This window comes from Amphritea sp. GJ51-11 (assembly GCF_055808735.1).
The window spans coordinates 1,508,839-1,527,902 of sequence record NZ_CM147881.1; the positions used below are offsets into that span (position 1 = coordinate 1,508,839).

Below are 19,064 nucleotides of genomic sequence, written 5' to 3' on the forward strand. Positions count from 1 at the left end.
TGACTAAGCAAACGTCATGTTTACCATTATTGGTTGAATAATGACCTGAAATCACTGCATCTATGAGAGGAATAAGGCATAACCCTTATTTATTCCTGTTTTTCGGAATCATTCCGGATATTCGGATGCCTGCAGCTGGGGGATTTGCAGCCTTTTGAGCCCGTAAATTCCGGAAAGTAGGAATTTATGAGGCTTATTTAGCGCGCTAAAAATAGAAAAAGTGACGATGTATTTTTTAATTTGCTGATTTTAAAGGGTTTTTTGTTATCTGGCTTAAGTGTTGCTCTAAGTAATAGGCTGCCACGCAAAGTGGTTAGTAGTTCCTAAAATAATCATAAGAATTAGGGTTGATATCATGATTAAAAAACCTTTCGTTGCTGCAATAGCGGCTGCGACGATCGCTCTATCGACAACCTCCCTTGCTGATGGTCCAAAAAGTATTGATGTGGCGAGTACGTTTGCGACTAATAACTTTCTCGGTGCTGGTGCCCAGTATATGGGGAAGCAGATCAATGTCGCTTCTGATGGCAAAATTAACTTTCGCGTACATGAGCCGGGTGATCTAGTCCCTGCTTTTGAAGTATTCAATGCGGTCTCAACCGGTGCCATTGATGCTGGCTGGGATTGGATGGGCTATTGGGCCGGTACGATTCCTCTACTGAACCTGTATGGCGCACTGCCGTTTGGTCCAACGCCTGAAGCCTTTGCTTCATGGATGTGGGCGGGTGACGGAACTAAGTACATTCAGGCAGCTTATGATGACTACAACATTAAGGTCCTGCCTTGTTTTGTCTCACCCCAAGAAACCGGTGGTTTTTATAACAAAGAGATTAAATCGGCGAGTGATTTTGATGGCTTACGGTTCCGTATCTCTGGTTTAGGTGCGCGAGTGCTTAACAAGTTTGGTGCTTCGACTCAGCTAGTGCCCGGTGGTGAAATATTCCTAGCACTGGAACGTGGTCGTATCGACGGTGCAGAGTTCTCCGTTCCTCAGGTAGATGAAGTGATGGGCTTTAATGACATTACTAAATACTACTACTTCCCGGGTTGGCATCAGTCTGCAAGCTGGTTCTCTCTGATCATCAACAAAGATGTTTGGGCTAAGTATAGTGAGAAGCAACAGCAGCAATTCCAAACGGCTTGTCAGTCTACCCTAGCTTGGTCTATGACCTCATCACCACCAGAGCAGATGCGTGCGATTGCACGGATGGAAAAGAAAGAAGGCTTTGAGGTTCGACGTTTCAATGATGCAACATTAGCTGAACTTGAAGGTGCTTGGAATGAAGTCCTCGCTGAAGAGATGACCAATAACCCAAGCTTCAAAGAAGCTTATGAGTCATTGATGGCGCATGCCAAATTGATTGATGGTTGGTACGAACTACAGGAGCTAAAATAATGAAAGACGCCGTTCACTTACAAGTGGCGGCGGCCCTGCATCAAATCTCCCGACCCCTCATTGGGGTGGGAGTTTGGGTGGGACGGTTGACGAGCTGGATCGTTCTGGCAGTCATCGCCGCGGTCATGACAACGATCATCATGAATGTGTTGGGTATGAATGAGCTGTTGCGTTGGGATAGTGACGTGTTTCTTTTTAAAAACGCCTTCACCATCAATTCAGCGACAGAGCTGCAGTGGTACCTCTATGGTTTTCTAGTACTTTTTTCATCAACCTATGCGTTGCATACCAACTCTCATGTTCGGGTCGATCTGCTATATCATCGCTTTTCTCCACGTGGTCAACACCTCGTTGATGTGATTGGACATCTGTTTCTGTTAATTCCTTTTTGTCTGATGGTTGCTTATCTTTATTGGCCACAAGTGGTCATGAGTTTTAACTCAGGAGAACAGTCAAATTTTGGGGGGCTGACGGACCGCTACATCATTAAGGGCGCGTTATCTGTTGCATTAGTTTTTATGGCATTAAATGCTTTAGGCCGAGTTTGCTATAGCCTTTCTATTGTTTTGGATCCTTCACGAGCAACTAAGGAGCCTTTCCATGTTCATTGAATACATGCTGCCTATATTGATGGTGGTCTGTTTGTTGATCGGTATTTTCACAGGTTATCCTGTTGCGTTTGTCTTGGGTGGCCTGAGTATTATGTTTTCTCTGGTCGCTGATGTTCCTCTGCCTTATCTGGGGATGATGGGATCACGTATTTTCGGCGGCGTAGTTGAAAACTGGCTTTATATCGCCATTCCGCTGTTCGTTTTTATGGGGTTGATGTTAGAAAAGTCCGGTGTTGCCAGTCGTCTCTTACTGACGTTGCAAAGACTCTTTGGCCAAGTGCGCGGTGGCCTAGCGATATCGGTGGCACTCCTTGGTGTGGTGATGGCTGCCAGTACGGGGATTGTCGGTGCCTCCGTGGTGATGCTCGGAATGCTAGCGCTGCCAGTGATGCTCAAACAAAATTACAAGGAAGAGATGGCCCTCGGTGTTGTCGCCGCTTCCGGTACCTTAGGAATTCTTATCCCGCCTTCCATTATGTTGGTGCTGATGGGGTCCATTATGCAGGTATCGGTCGGCGACCTTTTTAAGGCAGCGCTGATACCTGGTTTGATGCTAGGTGTGCTGTATATCGCCTTTATACTGATCACCGGCTGGCTTAAGCCCGAGTGGATGCCTTTAGCGGATCCTGATGATTTAGATGCGGATACCACACCGTTACCGCTCGCTTTGCTAAGAGACCTTGTTGGGCCTGTGTTCCTGATGGTGGCGGTGCTAGGCTCTATTATGAGTGGTATTGCGACACCGACAGAAGCGGCAGCCATCGGCGCTTTAGGGGCTATTTTCTTAGCCATCTTCGCCAGTAAGCTGGACTACGTCACCTTAAGAGACGTTTGTTATGACACTGCTAAAAGTACGGCGATGATCGTTTTCATTGTCGTTGCGGCAACCGCTTTTAGTCTGATTTTCAAAAAGCTTGGCGGTGACTATCTGATTATGGATATTGTCGACTCGATAGGCTTAGGCCCTTATGGTTTGCTTATATCCATCATGCTAATGATTTTCGTACTCGGCTTTTTCCTCGAGTGGATTGAAATTAGCTATGTGGTTTTACCGTTGTTATTGCCGGTGATTAGCTTGCTCGATTTTGGTATGTCATCCCAGGCGACATTGGTTTGGTTTGCGATTTTGATGGCCATAAACTTGCAAACGAGCTTTTTAACACCGCCTTTTGGCTACGCTCTTTTTTACTTAAAAGGGGTTACGGATAGCAGTGTTAAGATAACGACTATATACAGATCGATTGTTCCTTATGTACTGTTACAGATGACAGGCCTCATACTCTGTATTGTTTTTCCAGCCATTATCCTTTGGCTACCGGGTCTGCTGTGAGTGTAAATAAACTGTATTAATGAAAAGGTGAAGAACATGGCTGGAAAACGAGTACTCATTACCGGTGGCGCTAAAGGCATCGGCTTCGAGGTGGCAAGCGCGTTTGTCGAGGAGGGCGATCGTATTGCCATTCTAGACCTCGATCAAAACGCATTGGCTGAGGCACTAGAGCAGCTTGGTGGTGCTGGATCTGATCGTATTGGAGTTGCATGTGATGTGACGGATGAAGCGGCTCTGCTTGCGGCCGTCGATCAGGTGGTTGAGCAGTTTGAGGGCTTGGATGTGCTCATCAATAATGCCGGTATACAGCATGTGGCACCGATAGAAGACTTCCCATCTGACAGTTATCGTAAGTTGTTAGATATTATGCTGGTGGCTCCTTTTCTAATCATTAAGCAGGTTTTCCCTGTGATGAAGCGTCAAAACAGTGGACGCATCATTAACCTAGCTTCCATTAACGGGTTAGTCGGTTTTGCCGGGAAAGCGGGTTATAACTCCGCTAAGCATGGGGTGATAGGCTTAACTAAAGTGGCGGCGCTGGAAGGTGCTGAGCATGGTATTACGGTTAACGCTTTGTGCCCAGGTTATGTGAATACTGAACTGGTGCGTGGGCAGCTGAATGATCTGGCTAAAACACGGAATGTGCCCATCGAAAAAGTGTTAGAGGAGGTTATCTATCCTTTGGTGCCGCAAAAACGTTTACTCGAGTCGCGAGAAATTGCAGATTACTGCCTATTTTTAGCCAGTGCGAGTGGCCGAGGCATTACTGGGCAAGCCGTTGTGATTGACGGTGGTTATACCGCGCAGTAAAGCGAGTGCCTTTGTCCGTATCGAGTATTTTCGTGCGGATATGATCGCTTTCAGAGCTGAGGTATAGAGCGAATGTCAGGTTGTTAAATTTGGCATTCGTCGCTCTTGTTAGTGCCTGCTTGCTTAAATCGGTTTTCTCTTATCCATATTTACTGAAGCCACTGCCTACACAACTAATGATGTGCAATCGTTGTGATTTTTTTCCTGCTAGGCCGTTCGCGCCGGTGTGTGATTATTGAACCCATTTCGTCATATTGATGGGCGTTGCTCGCAGGGCACTCGTTGCGGTATAACGGATGGTGAGCAAAGCTTTTCTCTGCAGATGATTTAATGGCATCTATCTCTTGAATCAAACCGCCTACTCTATTGATTGGAGTTCCTCTGTTTCCGGTTTTGACCGAGCTTTTGGGTCGTATGTAAGGAGTGTCTGCTCAGTTATATCATTGAAGGAGCGCGATAAATGAAGTTTCTAATATTTTTGGGTACCGTCCGTGATAGTACGCCCCCGAGTCCGGCTCGTCTTGGTTTGCGGGTTGCTAAAGCGTGCCTTGAATTTTTTGCCGGGCGTTATGGTGAACACGAGGTGGAGCTGGTGGATGCCTTAGATTATCCATTGGAGCCGGTGTTTAAACCGCATTTTGCTTATGCAAAGAATAGAGCGCCGGCGGCGTTAAATGATCTGGCGGAGAAAATAGAATCCGCGGATGGCTTTATCATGATTAGCCCTGAATACAATCATTCAATGAGTCCTGCGCTGGCGAATCTGTTAAATCATTTCGGTAGCTCACTGTTTTCCTATAAGCCGAGTGCCATCCTGACCTATTCGGCCGGTCAGTGGGGTGGCATGCGAGCGGCGGTAGGTATGCGGACATTCCTTTCAGAGCTCGGCTGCTTGCCGGTTTCGGCGATGATCCATGTACCTAAAGCGCAAGAGATCTTTCTAGATGATGGATCCATGCAAACCGGAGAGGATCAAAATACTTGGTTTGATTATTTCAACCGAACTTTGACGCAGTTAATGTGGTGGGCGCAAGCGGCGCAGAACCATCGCGCTGAGGTTGACCCTCACGGAGTGCTTATGGATTTTAAAACGAGCCCCGCGGAACGAAATGCCCCGTGATGAGCTTTATCTGATGGCTAATGTGATGCACAGTCTATGAGTCGAGCGAAGCTAACCTTAGCTGGGACTAACCTTAGCTGGGACAGGCATTTAATAAACTGGGCGTTGATTGTATTGTTGAACCTTTGCTGGGACAGGCGCGAATTCAACTCCGAAGTGCGACACAACTATGCAGTCTGATAACCTTAGCTGGGACAGGCATTTAATTAGAATAGGTACTACTTAGAATATTAAAACAGGACAGGCGTTGATTGTGAGTCGGCGTTGATTGTGAGTCCTTTAGTTTCTTTTAAGTTAGAACTTAGACTGGGACAGGCGTTAATTGTAAGGTCTTTAATTCCTTTTAAGTTAGGGCAGGCACTATTTGTGATTTTAAGCTTTGCTAGCGTTACTTTCTGGAAGAAAAATTGGATGTTGGGCGCTGAGCACGGTATTTCAGAATACTGAAAGTCTCAGATCGGTAGCTGATAATTGGTGAGTGAGAGGCTAGTGTTTAGTTCAGGCGATTCGTTCGGACCGTCGTTTAGATCGCTTTTTGGCTGCAAATTTCTTCGGATAGAGTTGTTCAAATTCAGTAGCGTTGCTCAGCCAACGTTGTGGGTCAATTCTCAGACGTTCGAGGATAGGAGGGTGATGCAGTGGGATAGCACCTCGTTTGTTATTTCTAACCACACGGCCGGTGCTGTCGACTAGTTCTAGGTAGTCTTTTAAACAGCATGAAATGCCCATCTGTTCATCATTCTTGATGCACTCTTCAAACACTGTAAGGGGCTTTATTGGATGTTTAAAGCGTTGCAGAGACTTCTGTTCTTGTTGTGATGTAATCGCGTCATGCTGATTAAATTTTGATTTGATTCGTTCTTTAATACTGGTATGTGCTGAATCTTCCGGCGTTTCTGCTATTCCGGATCGTATCGGATTTAGATCCACATAGGCCATGCAGGATAGCAGTGCTTCTTCACTTAATAAGGCCTGGGATTTGAAACGTGATTCCCAGAAATGGCCGGTGCATTGGTCTTCCTGATTGGCTTGTCGGGCAATGGGTTCATTTAAGCATTTCATAAACCAACTAAGGCTGCTCAACCGCTTACGATAAACCGAGATGATACGACTAACGGTTTCTGCTTCTGAAGCGCTTAAAGGCTCACCAGACATCCACTTACGTACCAGTAGTGGGCCTTTGAATAAACTAGTCCAACGGCTTGCAACATCAGTATCCGTCCAAGACTCGGCTTGATCAGGGCATATTTTCACGACCAGGTGATGGTGGTTAGACATCACCGCATAGGCACAAACATCAATCGCAAAAAGAGAGGATAGAATCCGGATACGATCTTCGATCCATTGACGCCGGTGTTGATAATCTTTACCGGAAATAGGATCAACACCGCATAGATATGAACGGCGCACGCAGCGGGAGACGACATGATAATAGGGTGTGTCTTGAAGAGATACGAGTTCCTGTCGAGGTCGAGTCATCGGTAAAGTCCTTTTAACGATGTATAAATCAATGCTGATTTTGAGCTTAGGATTGGAATATCGAGTTGTCAATTTTATAGAATTTTACAGCGCCTGTCCCTGTTAGGGAGTCTTTGGGTATTTTAAGCAGTGCCTGTCCTTGTTTGAGAGGTAACCAATAGGGTTATTGGTTACCTTGTGGGTTTTAGTTGCGGCCGGCGAGTACGCCGCCATCGACGTCCCATATCGCGCCGGTTACCCAGCTGGTGTCATCACTTAACAGCAGGCTAGCTACTTTCGCGACATCTTCCGGTTGACCGATGCGGCCTATGGGGTGAAAACCATTAAAGGTGGCAAGTGTCTCGTCCATGACCGTGGGGTCTATAAATGATTCAAAAATAGTTGATTTGACCAATGCGGGAGCGATCGCATTAACGCGAATATGGTGGTCGGCTAGCTCCATGGACATATGCTGTGTGAGGGCGTGTAAGCCGGCTTTAGCCATCGAATAAGCGGAAGAGGGGGTTGCTTTGATGGCCTGTTTTGCCCACATCGAGCCAATATTGACGATCGAGCCGCCGCTATGCGCGACCATGTTTTTGGCTACCGCTTGTGAAATGAAGAATAGGGCACGGTTGAGCTCATGATAGATATCGTAGTCGCTGTTGTTATGATCCATAAAGGGGGTGGGTTTAAAGTAGCCCGCCGCATTGAGTAAATATTTGATATGCAGATGATGATCGTTGGCAAACTCAATGATGCCCTGGATATCATCCGGTTGGTATAGGTCTGCTTGTATTGTACTAATATCACCTAACGCAGAAAGCTCGTCATAGGCTTTATTTAGCTTTGCTTGGTTGCGACCAACAATAACTGTCTTTATATTACGCTGCAATAATAGCTTAGCGGTTGCTAGCCCCATGCCGCTCGATCCACCGATAATAAGCGCAATAGGTTGGTGTGTTGTGTTCATCTGATAATCCTCATTGATAGCTGTAATGTGGTATGAAGATTACGAGTAATGGCTGTTTTCAAATAGTAGGTACAATTCGGTAAGGTAGGCACTAATGGGTACATCTTTATGATTAATAAAGAAAAAATATATTTGAGAAATTCAGCCCCTGAGCGAAGTGCGCGGATGGTCGAGGCTGTTTTTCGCTGTAAATGGTCGTTGACGGTATATCAGTTGTTGGCTGACGACATTAATCGGCCGGGGGAAATGGTACGCAGTGTGGAGGGGTTAACCACTAAAGTGCTGAATGAGTGTCTGCGTAAAAATGTAGAGTTTGGCATTATTAAGCGCATTGAGTACAACGAGGTTCCGCCGAAAGTGGAGTATGTTGCTACACCTTTTGGTAAAAAATTTATCCGTATTCTCGATGAGCTTAAAGAACTGCAAAATGAGATGAGTGTTTAATCTCAGGTGCAATTGAAGTTGAAACTTATCTCGCCCTAATTTCTATCTGCTTCGATGTATTTATAACGGGCTATCCGCCACTGTCGGAACCGGACAACAGGAATATTTATGCCACATTGTATTATCGAGCACTCATCATCATTGAAAGGGGAGGAGTTGTTGTCACCGGTTTTTCAGGGGGTCTTGGGTTCAGCGTTGTTTACCGCCGATGGCAGTGATATCAAGGTGAGAGCGCTGCCCTACAGTGTTTATCAAACCGGCAACACTGGCGCCGATTTTGTGCATGTCACCGTGAGAATTCTTGCCGGCCGTACGGAGGTGGAAAAACAGAAGCTATCGGCAGGTGTTTTAGCGGCTATCGATTCACTAAAACTGGCCAATTGCTCGGTAACTATTGAGATAGTCGATATTGATCGGCAGAGTTATTCAAAGTCAGTCAGCTGAAGTGGCGAAAGGCGTTAAAGCGGACCTCAACGAGCTAGGGCTTTGAAATTATTCAATACGATTCTTAGGGCGCTGTTATCTAAGTAGGGGCCTTCGGGTGAGCGACTAAGCTGCACCCTTAAATCTTATCTAATGGCCAACACTAACCTTAAATACTCGCCGTTGGGTCTAGCTCTTTGAGGTGGGCAAGAAACAAGGTGAAAATGTCAGATTGGGTTGAGGTGTTCAGCCGGGTATGTATGTTTTTACGGTGTACTTTCACGGTGCCTAGGCTGATGCAGAGTAGATTGGCGATTGCTTTGGATGAGTGGCCTTGCAGTATTAGGCCGGCAATCTGTTGCTCGCGAGGCGTTAAAACTCCGCTACCAAAGGTGCTGATCGCTTGATTCATAGCCCCCTCTGATTTCTCATATTGAACAAATTCCTGCGATTGTGATAACCAAAACTGCCGTATGATCGATTTTATCACTGGATAGATATCGTTCAGGCGAGTTAACTCTGCCCGTGTGATAGTACCGCGGCTGGTTCTGCGTCCGAGTGAGATAGCACAGCTAACTTTGGGCGCGAGTTCGATCACCATATTGATCTCATCAATTAGATCAAATTCTTTATAACAGCTCTGATAATATTTAGTGGTTTCAAAACTGTCCGGTGCGATGTCGATCAGTCGGCTGACGCCTTCACCGAGATTACCGCTCTGGATAGCATTAAATAGCGGGTCGAGAATATAGGCGCGGTTGAGGTAATTGTGCAGGGTTAGGCTTTGTTCTGCGGGATTGGTGGGGTGGATAATGATCGGTTTGAGAGACTTCTTAAAAGTGACGACTAACATGGTGTCGAAATGACACTGGCTGGCGAGAAAGTTCTCCAGCATACCGCTAAAACTGGGCAGGCGTGTTGTATCGATAAGCGCAGCAAGATCCTTTTGCCAGTTGTCTGCAGCGCTATGCTGCGCACGGTTGCTTTGCATGGCATGCCTCATGGTCTGATTGCATCGGGTAAAAAGATCTGACGACAAAGCATATATTGTTTCATTAATATAGCGACCTATACCGGTTATATGAGTCGCGTTGCCATCAGATAAAGGAAGTTGAGTTGCCCATGCTGTTGGATGGGGTCCCGGTACACGACACTGAGGCCGCTTACCGGGCGTTTTATCTACTTAACTAACGGATTTTAGTGTGAGATCGAAGCACAGACGTACTTTTTCGCACAGTTCGTCGACTTCAGCATGGCTGATAACCAGTGGTGGTGAGAGTACCATCCGACTGCCCACGGCGCGCATAATCAAGCCGTTGCTGAAGCAGTGATCACGGCAGATCATGCCGATATCGAGATCACCGTTATAAAGCTCTTTGGTGGCTTTGTCTTTCACCAACGCGATACCTGCCACTAAGCCGATCCCTTCGATATGCCCAACCAGCGGATGCTCACCAATGGCTTCACGTAGCTTCTGCTGGAAGTAAGGACCGATATCCTTGGCAACATAATTGATGATGTTGTCTTTTTTCATCAGTTGGATATTCGCAATCGCCACCGCTGCAGCAACAGGGTGACCGGAGTAGGTGAAACCGTGGTTAAAGTCATCATCGTGTTCGATAAAGGCATTAGCAATTCGATCACCAACAGCAACAGCGGCAATCGGTAGGTATCCGGATGACAGGCCTTTAGCCATCGACATAATATCGGGCATGAAACCGAGGGTTTCACAGCCAAACCAACTACCGGTGCGGCCAAAACCACAGATCACTTCATCCGCGACCAACAGAATATCGTACTTAGTACAGATCTTCTGAATTTCTGTCCAGTAATTCGCTGGTGGTACGATGACACCGCCAGCGCCTTGGATTGGTTCACCCACAAAGGCCGCAACATTATCAGGGCCGACTTCGAGAATCTTCTCTTCGAGTGCTTGGGCACAAACGATGCCGAACTCTTCTTCGGTCATATCACCGGCTTCACCGTACCAATAGGGCTGACGAATCCGGGATATATTTGGCACTAATGGGCCGCCTTGATTGTGCATGCCGCCCATACCACCGAGGCTGGTGCCGCCGATGGTGCTGCCGTGGTAGGCATTCTCACGGGCAATGATGATGTTGCGGTAAGGTTTTCCTTGGATGGACCAGTATTGGCGTACCATCCGCATTATGGTATCGATCGCTTCAGAGCCTGAATTGGCAAAGAAGATGTGATTCAGGTCACCGGGGGTCACGCTGGCGATCTCTTTTGCTAGTTGGGCGACCGGGGCGTGGGTGGTCTGGAAGAAGGTGTTGTAGTAGGGCAGTTGTTTCATCTGCTCGTTGGCCGCTTCAATCAGTTCGGTGCGACCATAGCCCATATTCACGCACCATAGCCCTGCCATGCCGTCGAGAATCTTATTGCCTTCGCTATCCCACAGGTAAACCCCGTCTGCATGGGTGATTACTCGTGCGCCTTTTTTATTCAGAGCGCCGGTGTTGGTAAATGGGTGCATGTGATGGCTAGCATCGAGGGCCTGTACATCTGCAGTGATGGATGGATTGCTGTTATTGTCGAGCATCGATTCTCTCCCTACCAGTCACCGGTTTTTATGAACGGTGTTGCCGGTGAATAAATACGTTTATACGATTCGAAACTTTATTAGCTGAATCAATTTTGTGATCACTATTTTGTGATCACAAAATGACAAAGTCAACAAAAAACTATCAGCAGGTTAAAGTTAGCCCTGCTGGGAGTAGTATTTATGGTTAGAAAGAGTGTTTTAAGGCTGATGCAGTGTGCTGGCGAGCCGCATTAGCGGCGGGCTGCATTTTCGATAAAGCTATGTAGCATCTCAGGAGTGCCTGCAAAAGCGATACCCTCTCGGATATCCGCAGCAATGGCAACCTGCAGGGCAAAGGCGTCTTTTTTCTCAATCGCGGCCATCGCTTCATTATGTCTATCGACCAGATAGTGCTCATCTAGCGCATCGGTGGCGAGGCGCATAAAAGGGCCTAATTGCAGCCAGAGACTTTCTATCAATGGCAGGGTGACTTGATGAGGGTTAGCGGTGTAGAGTGCGCGGTGAAAATTCTGATTGAGCAGGCTAATCTGTTCTAGGTTGTCCTCTTCTTGGGCTTGGTCAATCAGGTTGTCGAGTGAACGGAGCTGTTCGAGCCGCTCGCTGTCGATATAAGGTAGCGCGCGGGCTGCCGCATGCGACTCAATGGCGATCCGCGCTTCACACAGTTCATTGAATTTCATGGCGGTCATTTTTGGCACCATGACCCGCCGGTTGCCCTGAATTTCTAAGGCGTTTTCGGCGGCTAGTTGTCGCAGGGCCTCACGGACAGGCATTGGACTGACCTCCATAATGCCGGCTAGTTCGCGGATGGTCAGCGCTCGGCCAGGGAGGATCTCACCGTACATGACGGCATTGCGCAATGTCTGGTATACCCACTGAGTGATAGTTACAGCGTCGTTGCGCTCGGTTAAGGTAATCTTAATCGGAGATTTCTTGTCCATAATCAAAGTGGGTTCTGGCCTTATTTCTGTTGGGAACCTCGAAACAGGTTCTCTTGTTGTAATGCGATCACTAAATAGGTTACATGACTTATTTAGTCGATGTCGATATTGACCGATACAAAAAAATGTGATCACATTGAGTTATTGTTTGTGATCACAAAAGTAAGTACGTAACACTAACAAGATTGCAACGGTGTGTTGTGACTCTGTTCAGAGCATCGGCCCATGGCGTTTTAGTGGGGCTATTGATGCTTTCGCTGGGGCAGAGATAAAAGATTTCGAGTGAGAATCTTAAAATGTTAAATAAAGAAAAAGATAAAGAGTTTGATCTATTTATAGCCGACCTTAACGGTAACTTGCGCGGTAAGCGGTTGCCAGCGAATGCTGCGACTAAGGTGTTCGAGGAAGGCGTGAAGTTGCCCCGTTCTGTTTTAGGCTTTGATTTCTGGGGTGATGACGTTCTCGATAACGGTCTGGTATTTGAAACCGGTGATATGGATGGTATCTGTATGCCAGTAGGCGACGCCGCTATTCCAGTGCCTTGGGCTGAGGAACCGCGTGATCAGATTCTCGCCACGATGTTTAACCCCGATGGCACTCCGTTTGGCTGTGATCCTCGTCAGGTGTTGGCGGGTGTCGTTAAACGCTTTAAAGCGATGGGCTTGACGCCGGTGATGGCCACCGAACTGGAATTTTATCTGATGGATGGTCAGTCTGAAGAGACTCAACGTCCGCAGCCACCGATTTTGTCTGAAGGGCATGGTCGTCGTTTGAGTGAAACCGACTGTTACTCCATTGATGAGATGGATGGTCTGTCAGCCTTTTTTGCCGAAGTACGTGAAGTCTGTGAGATTCAGGGTGTACCGGCGGATACGATTATTTCTGAACTCGGCCCTGGTCAGTTCGAGATCAACCTGCTGCATGTTAATGATCCGCTGTTAGCCGGCGATCAGGCGATTATGTTTAAGCGTTTGATTAAGGGTATCTCTCGTAAACATGGTTATTCGTCTACCTTTATGGCTAAGCCTTATACCGATAAGAGTGGTAATGGCTTCCATGTGCATTTCAGCTTGCTGGATGAAGCGGGTAACAACATCTTTGATAACGGCGGTGAAGAGGGTACCGATATTCTGAAAAATGCGGTTGCGGGCCTGATGCATACGATGTCCGACAGCATGCTGATCTTTGCACCTCATCTGAACTCTTATCGTCGTTTCATGGCGGGTGCACATGCGCCCACCTTTGCGAGTTGGGGATACGAAAACCGTACGGTTGCCATTCGTGTACCTGAAAGCCCTTGCCAGGCGCGTCGTATTGAACACCGTGTATCCGGCGCTGATGCGAACCCTTATCTTGTGTTAGCCGCCGTGTTGGCGGGTGCTCTGTACGGTATCGAGAATAAGTTGATGCCACCGGCACCGATAGAAGGGGATGCTTATGTCGAGGGCGATCAAGAGCTAGTGCTACCGAATAAGTGGGATGTTGCAACGGAGTTATTTGCTCACAGCAACGTGCTTGAATCCTATCTAGGTGAAGAGTTTATTCGGGTGTTCTCCGCAGCGAAGCGGCAGGAACAGCGAAAAATTAATGAACAGATCTCCGATATTGAATATGAATCATATCTTGGCCTGTTGTAACTAATTGATATTTAAAAGGTAGTTTTTGATACCCAATGAGGGGTATATAGCTAACACGGAGGTTGACGTACATTTTGACTAGTTGCGGAAGATACTGCGACAGTTTGAGAAGCTTGAGTGCTGCTTCCTTGATCAGAGGGGCAGCCATGACAATAACAACAATAAAGTGTGGCTCTGATGAGCGTCGCAATGCGGCATCTAAAGAGTTAATGCTTAGATTATGTAACAGTTAACACTGTGAAATCTAAAGCACCAGAAATGGAGTGACAAAATGAACCCTAAAAAACTTGGTCTTGCGGCTGCGTTGGCAATAACGGTATCGACTACGGCACTTGCTGAAGAGCAGGTAGTGAATTTTTATAACTGGTCCGATTACATTAGCCCAGAGATTTTGGAAAACTTTTCTAAAGAGACCGGCATCAAAGTTAATTATGATGTTTATGATTCCAATGAGGCACTTGAAGCTAAGTTGATGTCTGGTGGTGCGGGCTACGATGTTGTTGTACCCACCGGTTCATTTCTAGAGCGGCAGGTACAGGCGGGTATTTACGCTGAGATTGATCACGCCAAACTGAGCAATTATGGCAACCTTGATGCGGTAATGATCGAGAAAATTGCCCGTCATGACCCAGACAATAAGCACAACGTTCCTTATGCGTGGGGTACTATTGGTTTAGGTTATAACGTTGATATGATTAAGGCGCGACTTGGCGATATGCCGGTTGATTCGCTGGACTTGATCTTTAAGCCTGAGCTGGCTGCTAAGTTGCAAGATTGTGGTATCACGGTACTGGATTCGCCGGCAGAAGTAGTCTCCATTGCACTCAACTATTTAGGTTTAGATCCAAACTCCGAAAGTAAAGCGGATCTAGCCAAAGCCAAGACATTGCTCAGTTCTGTGCGCGATAGCTATCGTAAGTTCTCCTCTTCCTCTTATATCTCTGATCTTGCCAACGGTGATGTTTGTGTTTCTCTCGGTTATAACGGTGATGTATTGCAGGCTCAGGGGCGTGCAGAAGAAGCCGGGCAGGGTATAAAAATTGATTATGCCATTCCTAAAGAGGGTACGATTGTTTGGTTTGATCTGTTAGCGATTCCTGTTGATGCGCCCCATAAAGAGGCTGCTTATCAACTGATCGATTACATTCTGCGTGGCGAAAATGCCGCTTCAATCTCTAACTATGCTTACTACGCGGTGGCTAATAAAGCGGCTGAACCGATGCTGCTAGAAGAGGTGTTGAATAACCCGGGTATCTATCCATCAGACGAGGTGAAGGCTAATCTGTTCACTCAAAATGCCCATGCGGCTAAGTTTGATCGGTTACTGACTCGTGCTTGGACGGGTATTAAAACCGGTCGCTAAGTTAGCCACTGGCGGAAGTCTACCTTCCGCTAGGGTGAGTTATTCAGTAAGCCTTCAACTTTAGGATGATCGAGTTATAAGTTGATTGAAATCAGCTGAAGGCTGCATTAATAATTCGCTGAGTTCACTTCAGGGCTCAGTCTTAGAATCAGCATGTAGGGTGTAGTATGAGTTTAACAACAATGATTGAGACGCCGAGTGATAACGGGTTGGTGACATCGCCGGAGATCGCTGAGTTGCCACTGTGGAAGCAACAAGGCGCAACGCCATTTTTACGAATTGAGAACATCACTAAAAAGTTTGGCGACTTTACCGCGGTCGATAATATCTCACTGGATATCTATAAAAATGAACTGTTCTGTCTGCTGGGCGGATCGGGATCCGGTAAGAGTACCTTGCTGCGCATGTTAGCGGGATTTGAATCGCCTACTAGCGGTCGAATCATTATCGATGGCGTTGATATGTCGGGCATTCAGCCTTGGAAGCGTCCGGTCAATATGATGTTTCAGTCCTATGCGCTGTTTCCACATCTGTCGGTTGAAGAAAATGTTGCCTTCGGTTTGAAGCGGGAAGGGTTGGGCCGGTCGGAAGTTAAGCAGCGGGTGGCTAAGATGCTCGATATGGTTCAGTTGGATCATTTGGGCAAACGTAAACCTCATCAGCTGTCCGGTGGGCAGCGGCAACGGGTCGCGCTGGCGCGTTCACTGGTAAAGCGTCCTAAGCTATTGTTATTAGATGAGCCGCTAGGTGCGCTCGACAAGAAGCTGCGGGAAGAAACCCAGTTCGAGCTGATCAATATTCAGGAAGAGTTAGGTGTGACCTTTGTCGTGGTAACCCATGATCAGGAAGAAGCGATGACTCTCGCGACTCGGATTGGGGTAATGAATCATGGTGTGATTGTCCAAACCGCCGAACCCCATGATGTTTATGAATATCCCAACAGTCGCTTTGTGGCTGAATTTGTCGGTTCTGTGAACCTATTTGAAGGCTTGGTGATCGAGGATCAGCCGGATTCGGTGCGGATTCAGTCGAAAGAAGCCGATGCTGTACTTTATGTTAGCCATGGTATTAGCTGCGCTCCCAACCAAAAAGTTCATGTAGCGGTACGGCCTGAGAAAATGCGCATTAGCCGAGCGGCCCCGGATCAGCAAGAAAACTGTGTCTGTGGTGTGGTCGAAGAATATGCCTATATGGGCGGGTTGACGGTCTATCGTGTGCGTTTAGCCAGCGGTAAAGAGGTGCGAGTCACCCAGCCTAATATCTCTCGGGCCAGCAGTGAGCGATTGACCTGGAAAGATGAGGTCTATCTGTATTGGGATCTAGACAGCAGCGTGGTATTAACAGCATGAGTAGACCAACCGGCTCTGCCTGGGTGGATGGCTCTGGTTCACGCCTGGCAAAATACAACGTCTTTAAACGAGTAAACTGGGGACGGGCTTCGGTGTTTTCCGTACCGACCCTCTGGTTAGCTATCTTCTTCTTTATCCCCTTTTTGGTGGTGTTTAAGATCTCTCTTTCAGAGACCGCCATTGCCGTACCGCCTTATACAGCGTTACTCGATTGGAATGCGGAAGACGCCTATATCAATCTCAAGCTGAACCTAGGTAATTACCTCTTTCTGTTTGAAGACTCGTTTTATATCGATGCTTACCTGAGTTCTATTAAGATCGCTGCGGTATCGACATTTTTTACACTGTTGATCGCTTTCCCTATCGCCTATCTGATGGCGCGTAGTAAGCCCTCAACCCGTGCATTATTGCTCTCGCTGGTAATTCTGCCTTTTTGGACCTCCTTTCTGTTACGGGTTTATGCCTGGATGGGGTTTCTGAAAAAGAACGGTCTGGTGAATGAGTTTTTGATGAGTACCGGCATCATTGATCAGCCGCTAATCATGTTACAAACCGACTTCGCGGTCTATATCGGTATCGTCTATACCTACTTGCCATTTATGGTGCTACCGCTCTATAGCGCCCTAGAAAAAATGGATATGACGCTATTGGAAGCGGCGGAAGATCTCGGTGCTCGGCCGGCGACAAGCTTCTTCTTAATCACTGTGCCGTTGGCGGTGCCCGGTATTATTGCCGGCTGTGTGCTGGTGTTTATACCGGCGGTGGGTGAGTTCGTTATTCCGTCATTGTTGGGTGGTTCCGATACCCTCATGATTGGACGGGTATTATGGGATGAGTTCTTCCTCAATCGTGACTGGCCAATGGCCTCTGCGGTTGCCATTGTGATGCTGATCGTACTGGTGTTGCCGATCATGCTGATACGCAACAGTCAGGGTAAAGAGGAGACGGTGTAATGAAACGTAGATCATTGTTTTTAAATACCACTGCTACCATGGGATTTATTTTTCTGTATGCGCCGATGATTGCGTTGGTGGTGTACAGTTTTAATAAATCAAAGCTGGTGACGGTTTGGGGTGGTTGGTCGTTAAAGTGGTATGGCGAGCTGTTTCGAAATGATCAGATTATTGATGCGGCTTTGCTGAGCTTTAAAATAGCCTTTATCAGCGCCAGTGTGGCGGTGGTGTTGGGCACCATGGCCGGCTTTGTGCTGAGTCGTTTTGGTCGGTCGCGGGGTAAGATGTTGCTATCCGGCTGGATCAGCGCACCGCTGGTGATGCCGGAGGTAATTACCGGGCTATCATTGTTGCTATTGTTTGTGGCCATGGAAAGCGCCTTCGGTTGGCCGGCGGGTCGCGGGACGATGACCATTATCATTGCTCATGTGACCTTCTGTATGGCTTATGTGGCGGTAATCGTGCAGTCCCGTTTGTCGCAGATGGATGAAACCTTGGAAGAGGCGGCAATGGATCTGGGGGCTAAACCCTCATCACTGTTTTTCTTGGTGACTCTGCCGTTAATCATGCCGGCGGTGATCTCCGGTTGGTTGCTCTCTTTTACCTTGTCGTTAGATGATCTGGTTATTGCGAGTTTCGTTTCGGGACCGGGTAACAGTACTCTGCCGATGGTGATCTTCTCTAAAGTGCGCTTGGGGGTTTCGCCTGAGGTCAATGCACTGGCAACACTTATGATTCTGGTGGTTGCGATTGGTGTGATTGCGGCGATGTGGCAGATGCGACGTCAGGCCAAGTTGCTGGAAAAACAGGAATAAATGGGTTCTGGTTGGCGCTCTCCGGTTGGGGGCGCTAAGCGACACATTTGAGGCTCGAATGGTCGGTAGTAAAGGTGAGAAACAAGTGAAAAAGATAGGTATTTTGGCAACCGGTATTACACCTGATGAGTTGCTGGGTCAGTATGGCTCTTATGCCGATATGTTTAAGCAGTTGTTTGCGTTGATTGATGCCGATTTTGAGTATCAGGTGTTTGATGTCCGTGACGGGGTTTTTCCAGAAAATGCTCAGCAGTGCGATGGCTGGGTGATTACTGGCTCAAAATATAATGTCGATGAACAGCGTGATTGGATGACAGCGCTTAAAAAGCTGATTTTGGAAATTGATGCCTGTCATCTTCCATTGCTCGGTATCTGCTTTGGTCATCAAATTATTGCTGAAGCTTTTGGCGGTAAGGTTGAGGCTTATGAAGGTGGTTGGGGTGTTGGCCTGCATCGCTATCAATTAGTGGGTGAACCTGCTTTTGTGACCGATGGTGCTGATTCTTTTGCCATCAGTGCGATGCATCGTTATCAGGTGATCGAAAAGCCTGATAATGCACGTGTTTTTGCTAAGTCTGAATTCTGCCAGTATGCGGGTTTAGTGTATGGCGATAATATTTTCACCGTGCAGGCGCATCCAGAATTTAATCTCAGTTATGAAACCGAGCTGGTGAAGCTGCGTAGAGGTGAGATAATTCCTGACCCTGTGGCGGAGGTCGGTTTGGCGGAGCTTCAGGCTGAAGGTGCGGCAACTGATTCGCAGAAAGTGGCACGATGGATGGCGGGCTTTTTGCAACGTTAATAATGAATGATTGGCTAAAGCCGCTGTTATCAGCGGCTTAATGAGATGGTTCCCCTCGCTTTTAACCAGCTAT

General features: G+C 47.3%; 18 protein-coding genes. 13 read left to right on the plus strand and 5 right to left on the minus strand.

What is annotated here, in order from left to right; all coding sequences use genetic code 11:
* Nucleotides 1-355: 355 nt before the first annotated feature.
* The 5 genes from AC0L4K_RS06550 to AC0L4K_RS06570 all read left to right on the plus strand — a co-directional run bounded on the left by AC0L4K_RS06550 (nucleotide 356) and on the right by AC0L4K_RS06570 (nucleotide 5,267).
* Complete coding sequence (locus tag AC0L4K_RS06550; protein WP_417227300.1) at nucleotides 356-1,396, plus strand: TRAP transporter substrate-binding protein; 1,041 nt, start codon at nucleotides 356-358, stop codon at nucleotides 1,394-1,396.
* The gene (locus AC0L4K_RS06555; protein ID WP_417227302.1) at nucleotides 1,396-2,007 is read left to right on the plus strand and encodes a TRAP transporter small permease subunit; all 612 of its coding nucleotides are present in this window, start codon (nucleotides 1,396-1,398) and stop codon (nucleotides 2,005-2,007) included. The genes AC0L4K_RS06550 and AC0L4K_RS06555 overlap by 1 nt, the downstream gene beginning before the upstream one ends.
* Nucleotides 1,997-3,337, plus strand: coding sequence for a TRAP transporter large permease (locus AC0L4K_RS06560; RefSeq protein ID WP_417227304.1), 1,341 nt, complete (start codon nucleotides 1,997-1,999; stop codon nucleotides 3,335-3,337). The genes AC0L4K_RS06555 and AC0L4K_RS06560 overlap by 11 nt, the downstream gene beginning before the upstream one ends.
* A 36-nt stretch (nucleotides 3,338-3,373) precedes the next feature.
* Complete coding sequence (locus AC0L4K_RS06565; RefSeq protein WP_473268676.1) at nucleotides 3,374-4,147, plus strand: 3-hydroxybutyrate dehydrogenase; 774 nt, start codon at nucleotides 3,374-3,376, stop codon at nucleotides 4,145-4,147.
* 460 nt (nucleotides 4,148-4,607) lie between these two features.
* Entirely contained in the window at nucleotides 4,608-5,267 is a 660-nt protein-coding gene (locus tag AC0L4K_RS06570) for an NADPH-dependent FMN reductase (RefSeq protein ID WP_473268677.1), read from the plus strand.
* Between the two features lie 498 nt (nucleotides 5,268-5,765).
* On the opposite strand, the gene AC0L4K_RS06575 is transcribed toward AC0L4K_RS06570, so the two are convergent.
* Both AC0L4K_RS06575 and AC0L4K_RS06580 read right to left on the minus strand, forming a co-directional pair.
* Nucleotides 5,766-6,746, minus strand: coding sequence for a transposase (locus AC0L4K_RS06575; RefSeq protein ID WP_473268678.1), 981 nt, complete (start codon nucleotides 6,744-6,746; stop codon nucleotides 5,766-5,768).
* Nucleotides 6,747-6,930: 184 nt separating this feature from the next.
* Complete coding sequence (locus AC0L4K_RS06580; RefSeq protein WP_417228543.1) at nucleotides 6,931-7,698, minus strand: SDR family NAD(P)-dependent oxidoreductase; 768 nt, start codon at nucleotides 7,696-7,698, stop codon at nucleotides 6,931-6,933.
* 108 nt (nucleotides 7,699-7,806) lie between these two features.
* Between AC0L4K_RS06580 and AC0L4K_RS06585 the strand changes: the two genes are divergently transcribed.
* Nucleotides 7,807-8,142: a winged helix-turn-helix transcriptional regulator gene (locus AC0L4K_RS06585; protein WP_417228541.1), complete on the plus strand. Its 336-nt coding sequence runs from the start codon at nucleotides 7,807-7,809 to the stop codon at nucleotides 8,140-8,142.
* 108 nt (nucleotides 8,143-8,250) lie between these two features.
* Nucleotides 8,251-8,586 (plus strand): 5-carboxymethyl-2-hydroxymuconate Delta-isomerase, encoded by a 336-nt coding sequence (locus AC0L4K_RS06590; protein ID WP_473268679.1) that lies wholly within the window; start codon nucleotides 8,251-8,253, stop codon nucleotides 8,584-8,586.
* 148 nt (nucleotides 8,587-8,734) lie between these two features.
* Here AC0L4K_RS06590 and AC0L4K_RS06595 read toward each other — a convergent pair whose 3' ends face one another.
* From AC0L4K_RS06595 to AC0L4K_RS06605, 3 genes are all read right to left on the minus strand, one after another.
* A complete protein-coding gene (locus tag AC0L4K_RS06595; protein ID WP_417228537.1) occupies nucleotides 8,735-9,556 on the minus strand; it encodes a response regulator transcription factor in 822 nt (273 codons plus the stop codon).
* Between the two features lie 192 nt (nucleotides 9,557-9,748).
* Nucleotides 9,749-11,128, minus strand: coding sequence for an aspartate aminotransferase family protein (locus AC0L4K_RS06600; protein ID WP_473268680.1), 1,380 nt, complete (start codon nucleotides 11,126-11,128; stop codon nucleotides 9,749-9,751).
* A gap of 233 nt (nucleotides 11,129-11,361) precedes the next feature.
* Nucleotides 11,362-12,072: a GntR family transcriptional regulator gene (locus AC0L4K_RS06605; protein ID WP_473268682.1), complete on the minus strand. Its 711-nt coding sequence runs from the start codon at nucleotides 12,070-12,072 to the stop codon at nucleotides 11,362-11,364.
* Between the two features lie 296 nt (nucleotides 12,073-12,368).
* Here AC0L4K_RS06605 and AC0L4K_RS06610 point away from each other — a divergent pair, with 296 nt between their 5' ends.
* From AC0L4K_RS06610 to AC0L4K_RS06635, 6 genes are all read left to right on the plus strand, one after another.
* Complete coding sequence (locus AC0L4K_RS06610) at nucleotides 12,369-13,709, plus strand: glutamine synthetase family protein (protein ID WP_417228531.1); 1,341 nt, start codon at nucleotides 12,369-12,371, stop codon at nucleotides 13,707-13,709.
* A 271-nt stretch (nucleotides 13,710-13,980) separates the two neighbouring features.
* Entirely contained in the window at nucleotides 13,981-15,072 is a 1,092-nt protein-coding gene (locus AC0L4K_RS06615) for a polyamine ABC transporter substrate-binding protein (protein WP_417228529.1), read from the plus strand.
* 182 nt (nucleotides 15,073-15,254) lie between these two features.
* Nucleotides 15,255-16,421 (plus strand): ABC transporter ATP-binding protein, encoded by a 1,167-nt coding sequence (locus AC0L4K_RS06620; RefSeq protein WP_473269213.1) that lies wholly within the window; start codon nucleotides 15,255-15,257, stop codon nucleotides 16,419-16,421.
* The gene (locus tag AC0L4K_RS06625) at nucleotides 16,418-17,374 is read left to right on the plus strand and encodes an ABC transporter permease subunit (RefSeq protein ID WP_473268683.1); all 957 of its coding nucleotides are present in this window, start codon (nucleotides 16,418-16,420) and stop codon (nucleotides 17,372-17,374) included. The genes AC0L4K_RS06620 and AC0L4K_RS06625 overlap by 4 nt, the downstream gene beginning before the upstream one ends.
* Nucleotides 17,374-18,189, plus strand: a complete 816-nt coding sequence (locus AC0L4K_RS06630) for an ABC transporter permease subunit (protein ID WP_417228525.1) — start codon at nucleotides 17,374-17,376, stop codon at nucleotides 18,187-18,189. Before AC0L4K_RS06625 ends, AC0L4K_RS06630 begins: the two co-directional genes overlap by 1 nt.
* 85 nt (nucleotides 18,190-18,274) lie before the next feature.
* Nucleotides 18,275-18,991, plus strand: a complete 717-nt coding sequence (locus tag AC0L4K_RS06635; protein ID WP_473268684.1) for a glutamine amidotransferase-related protein — start codon at nucleotides 18,275-18,277, stop codon at nucleotides 18,989-18,991.
* Nucleotides 18,992-19,064: the final 73 nt, after the last annotated feature.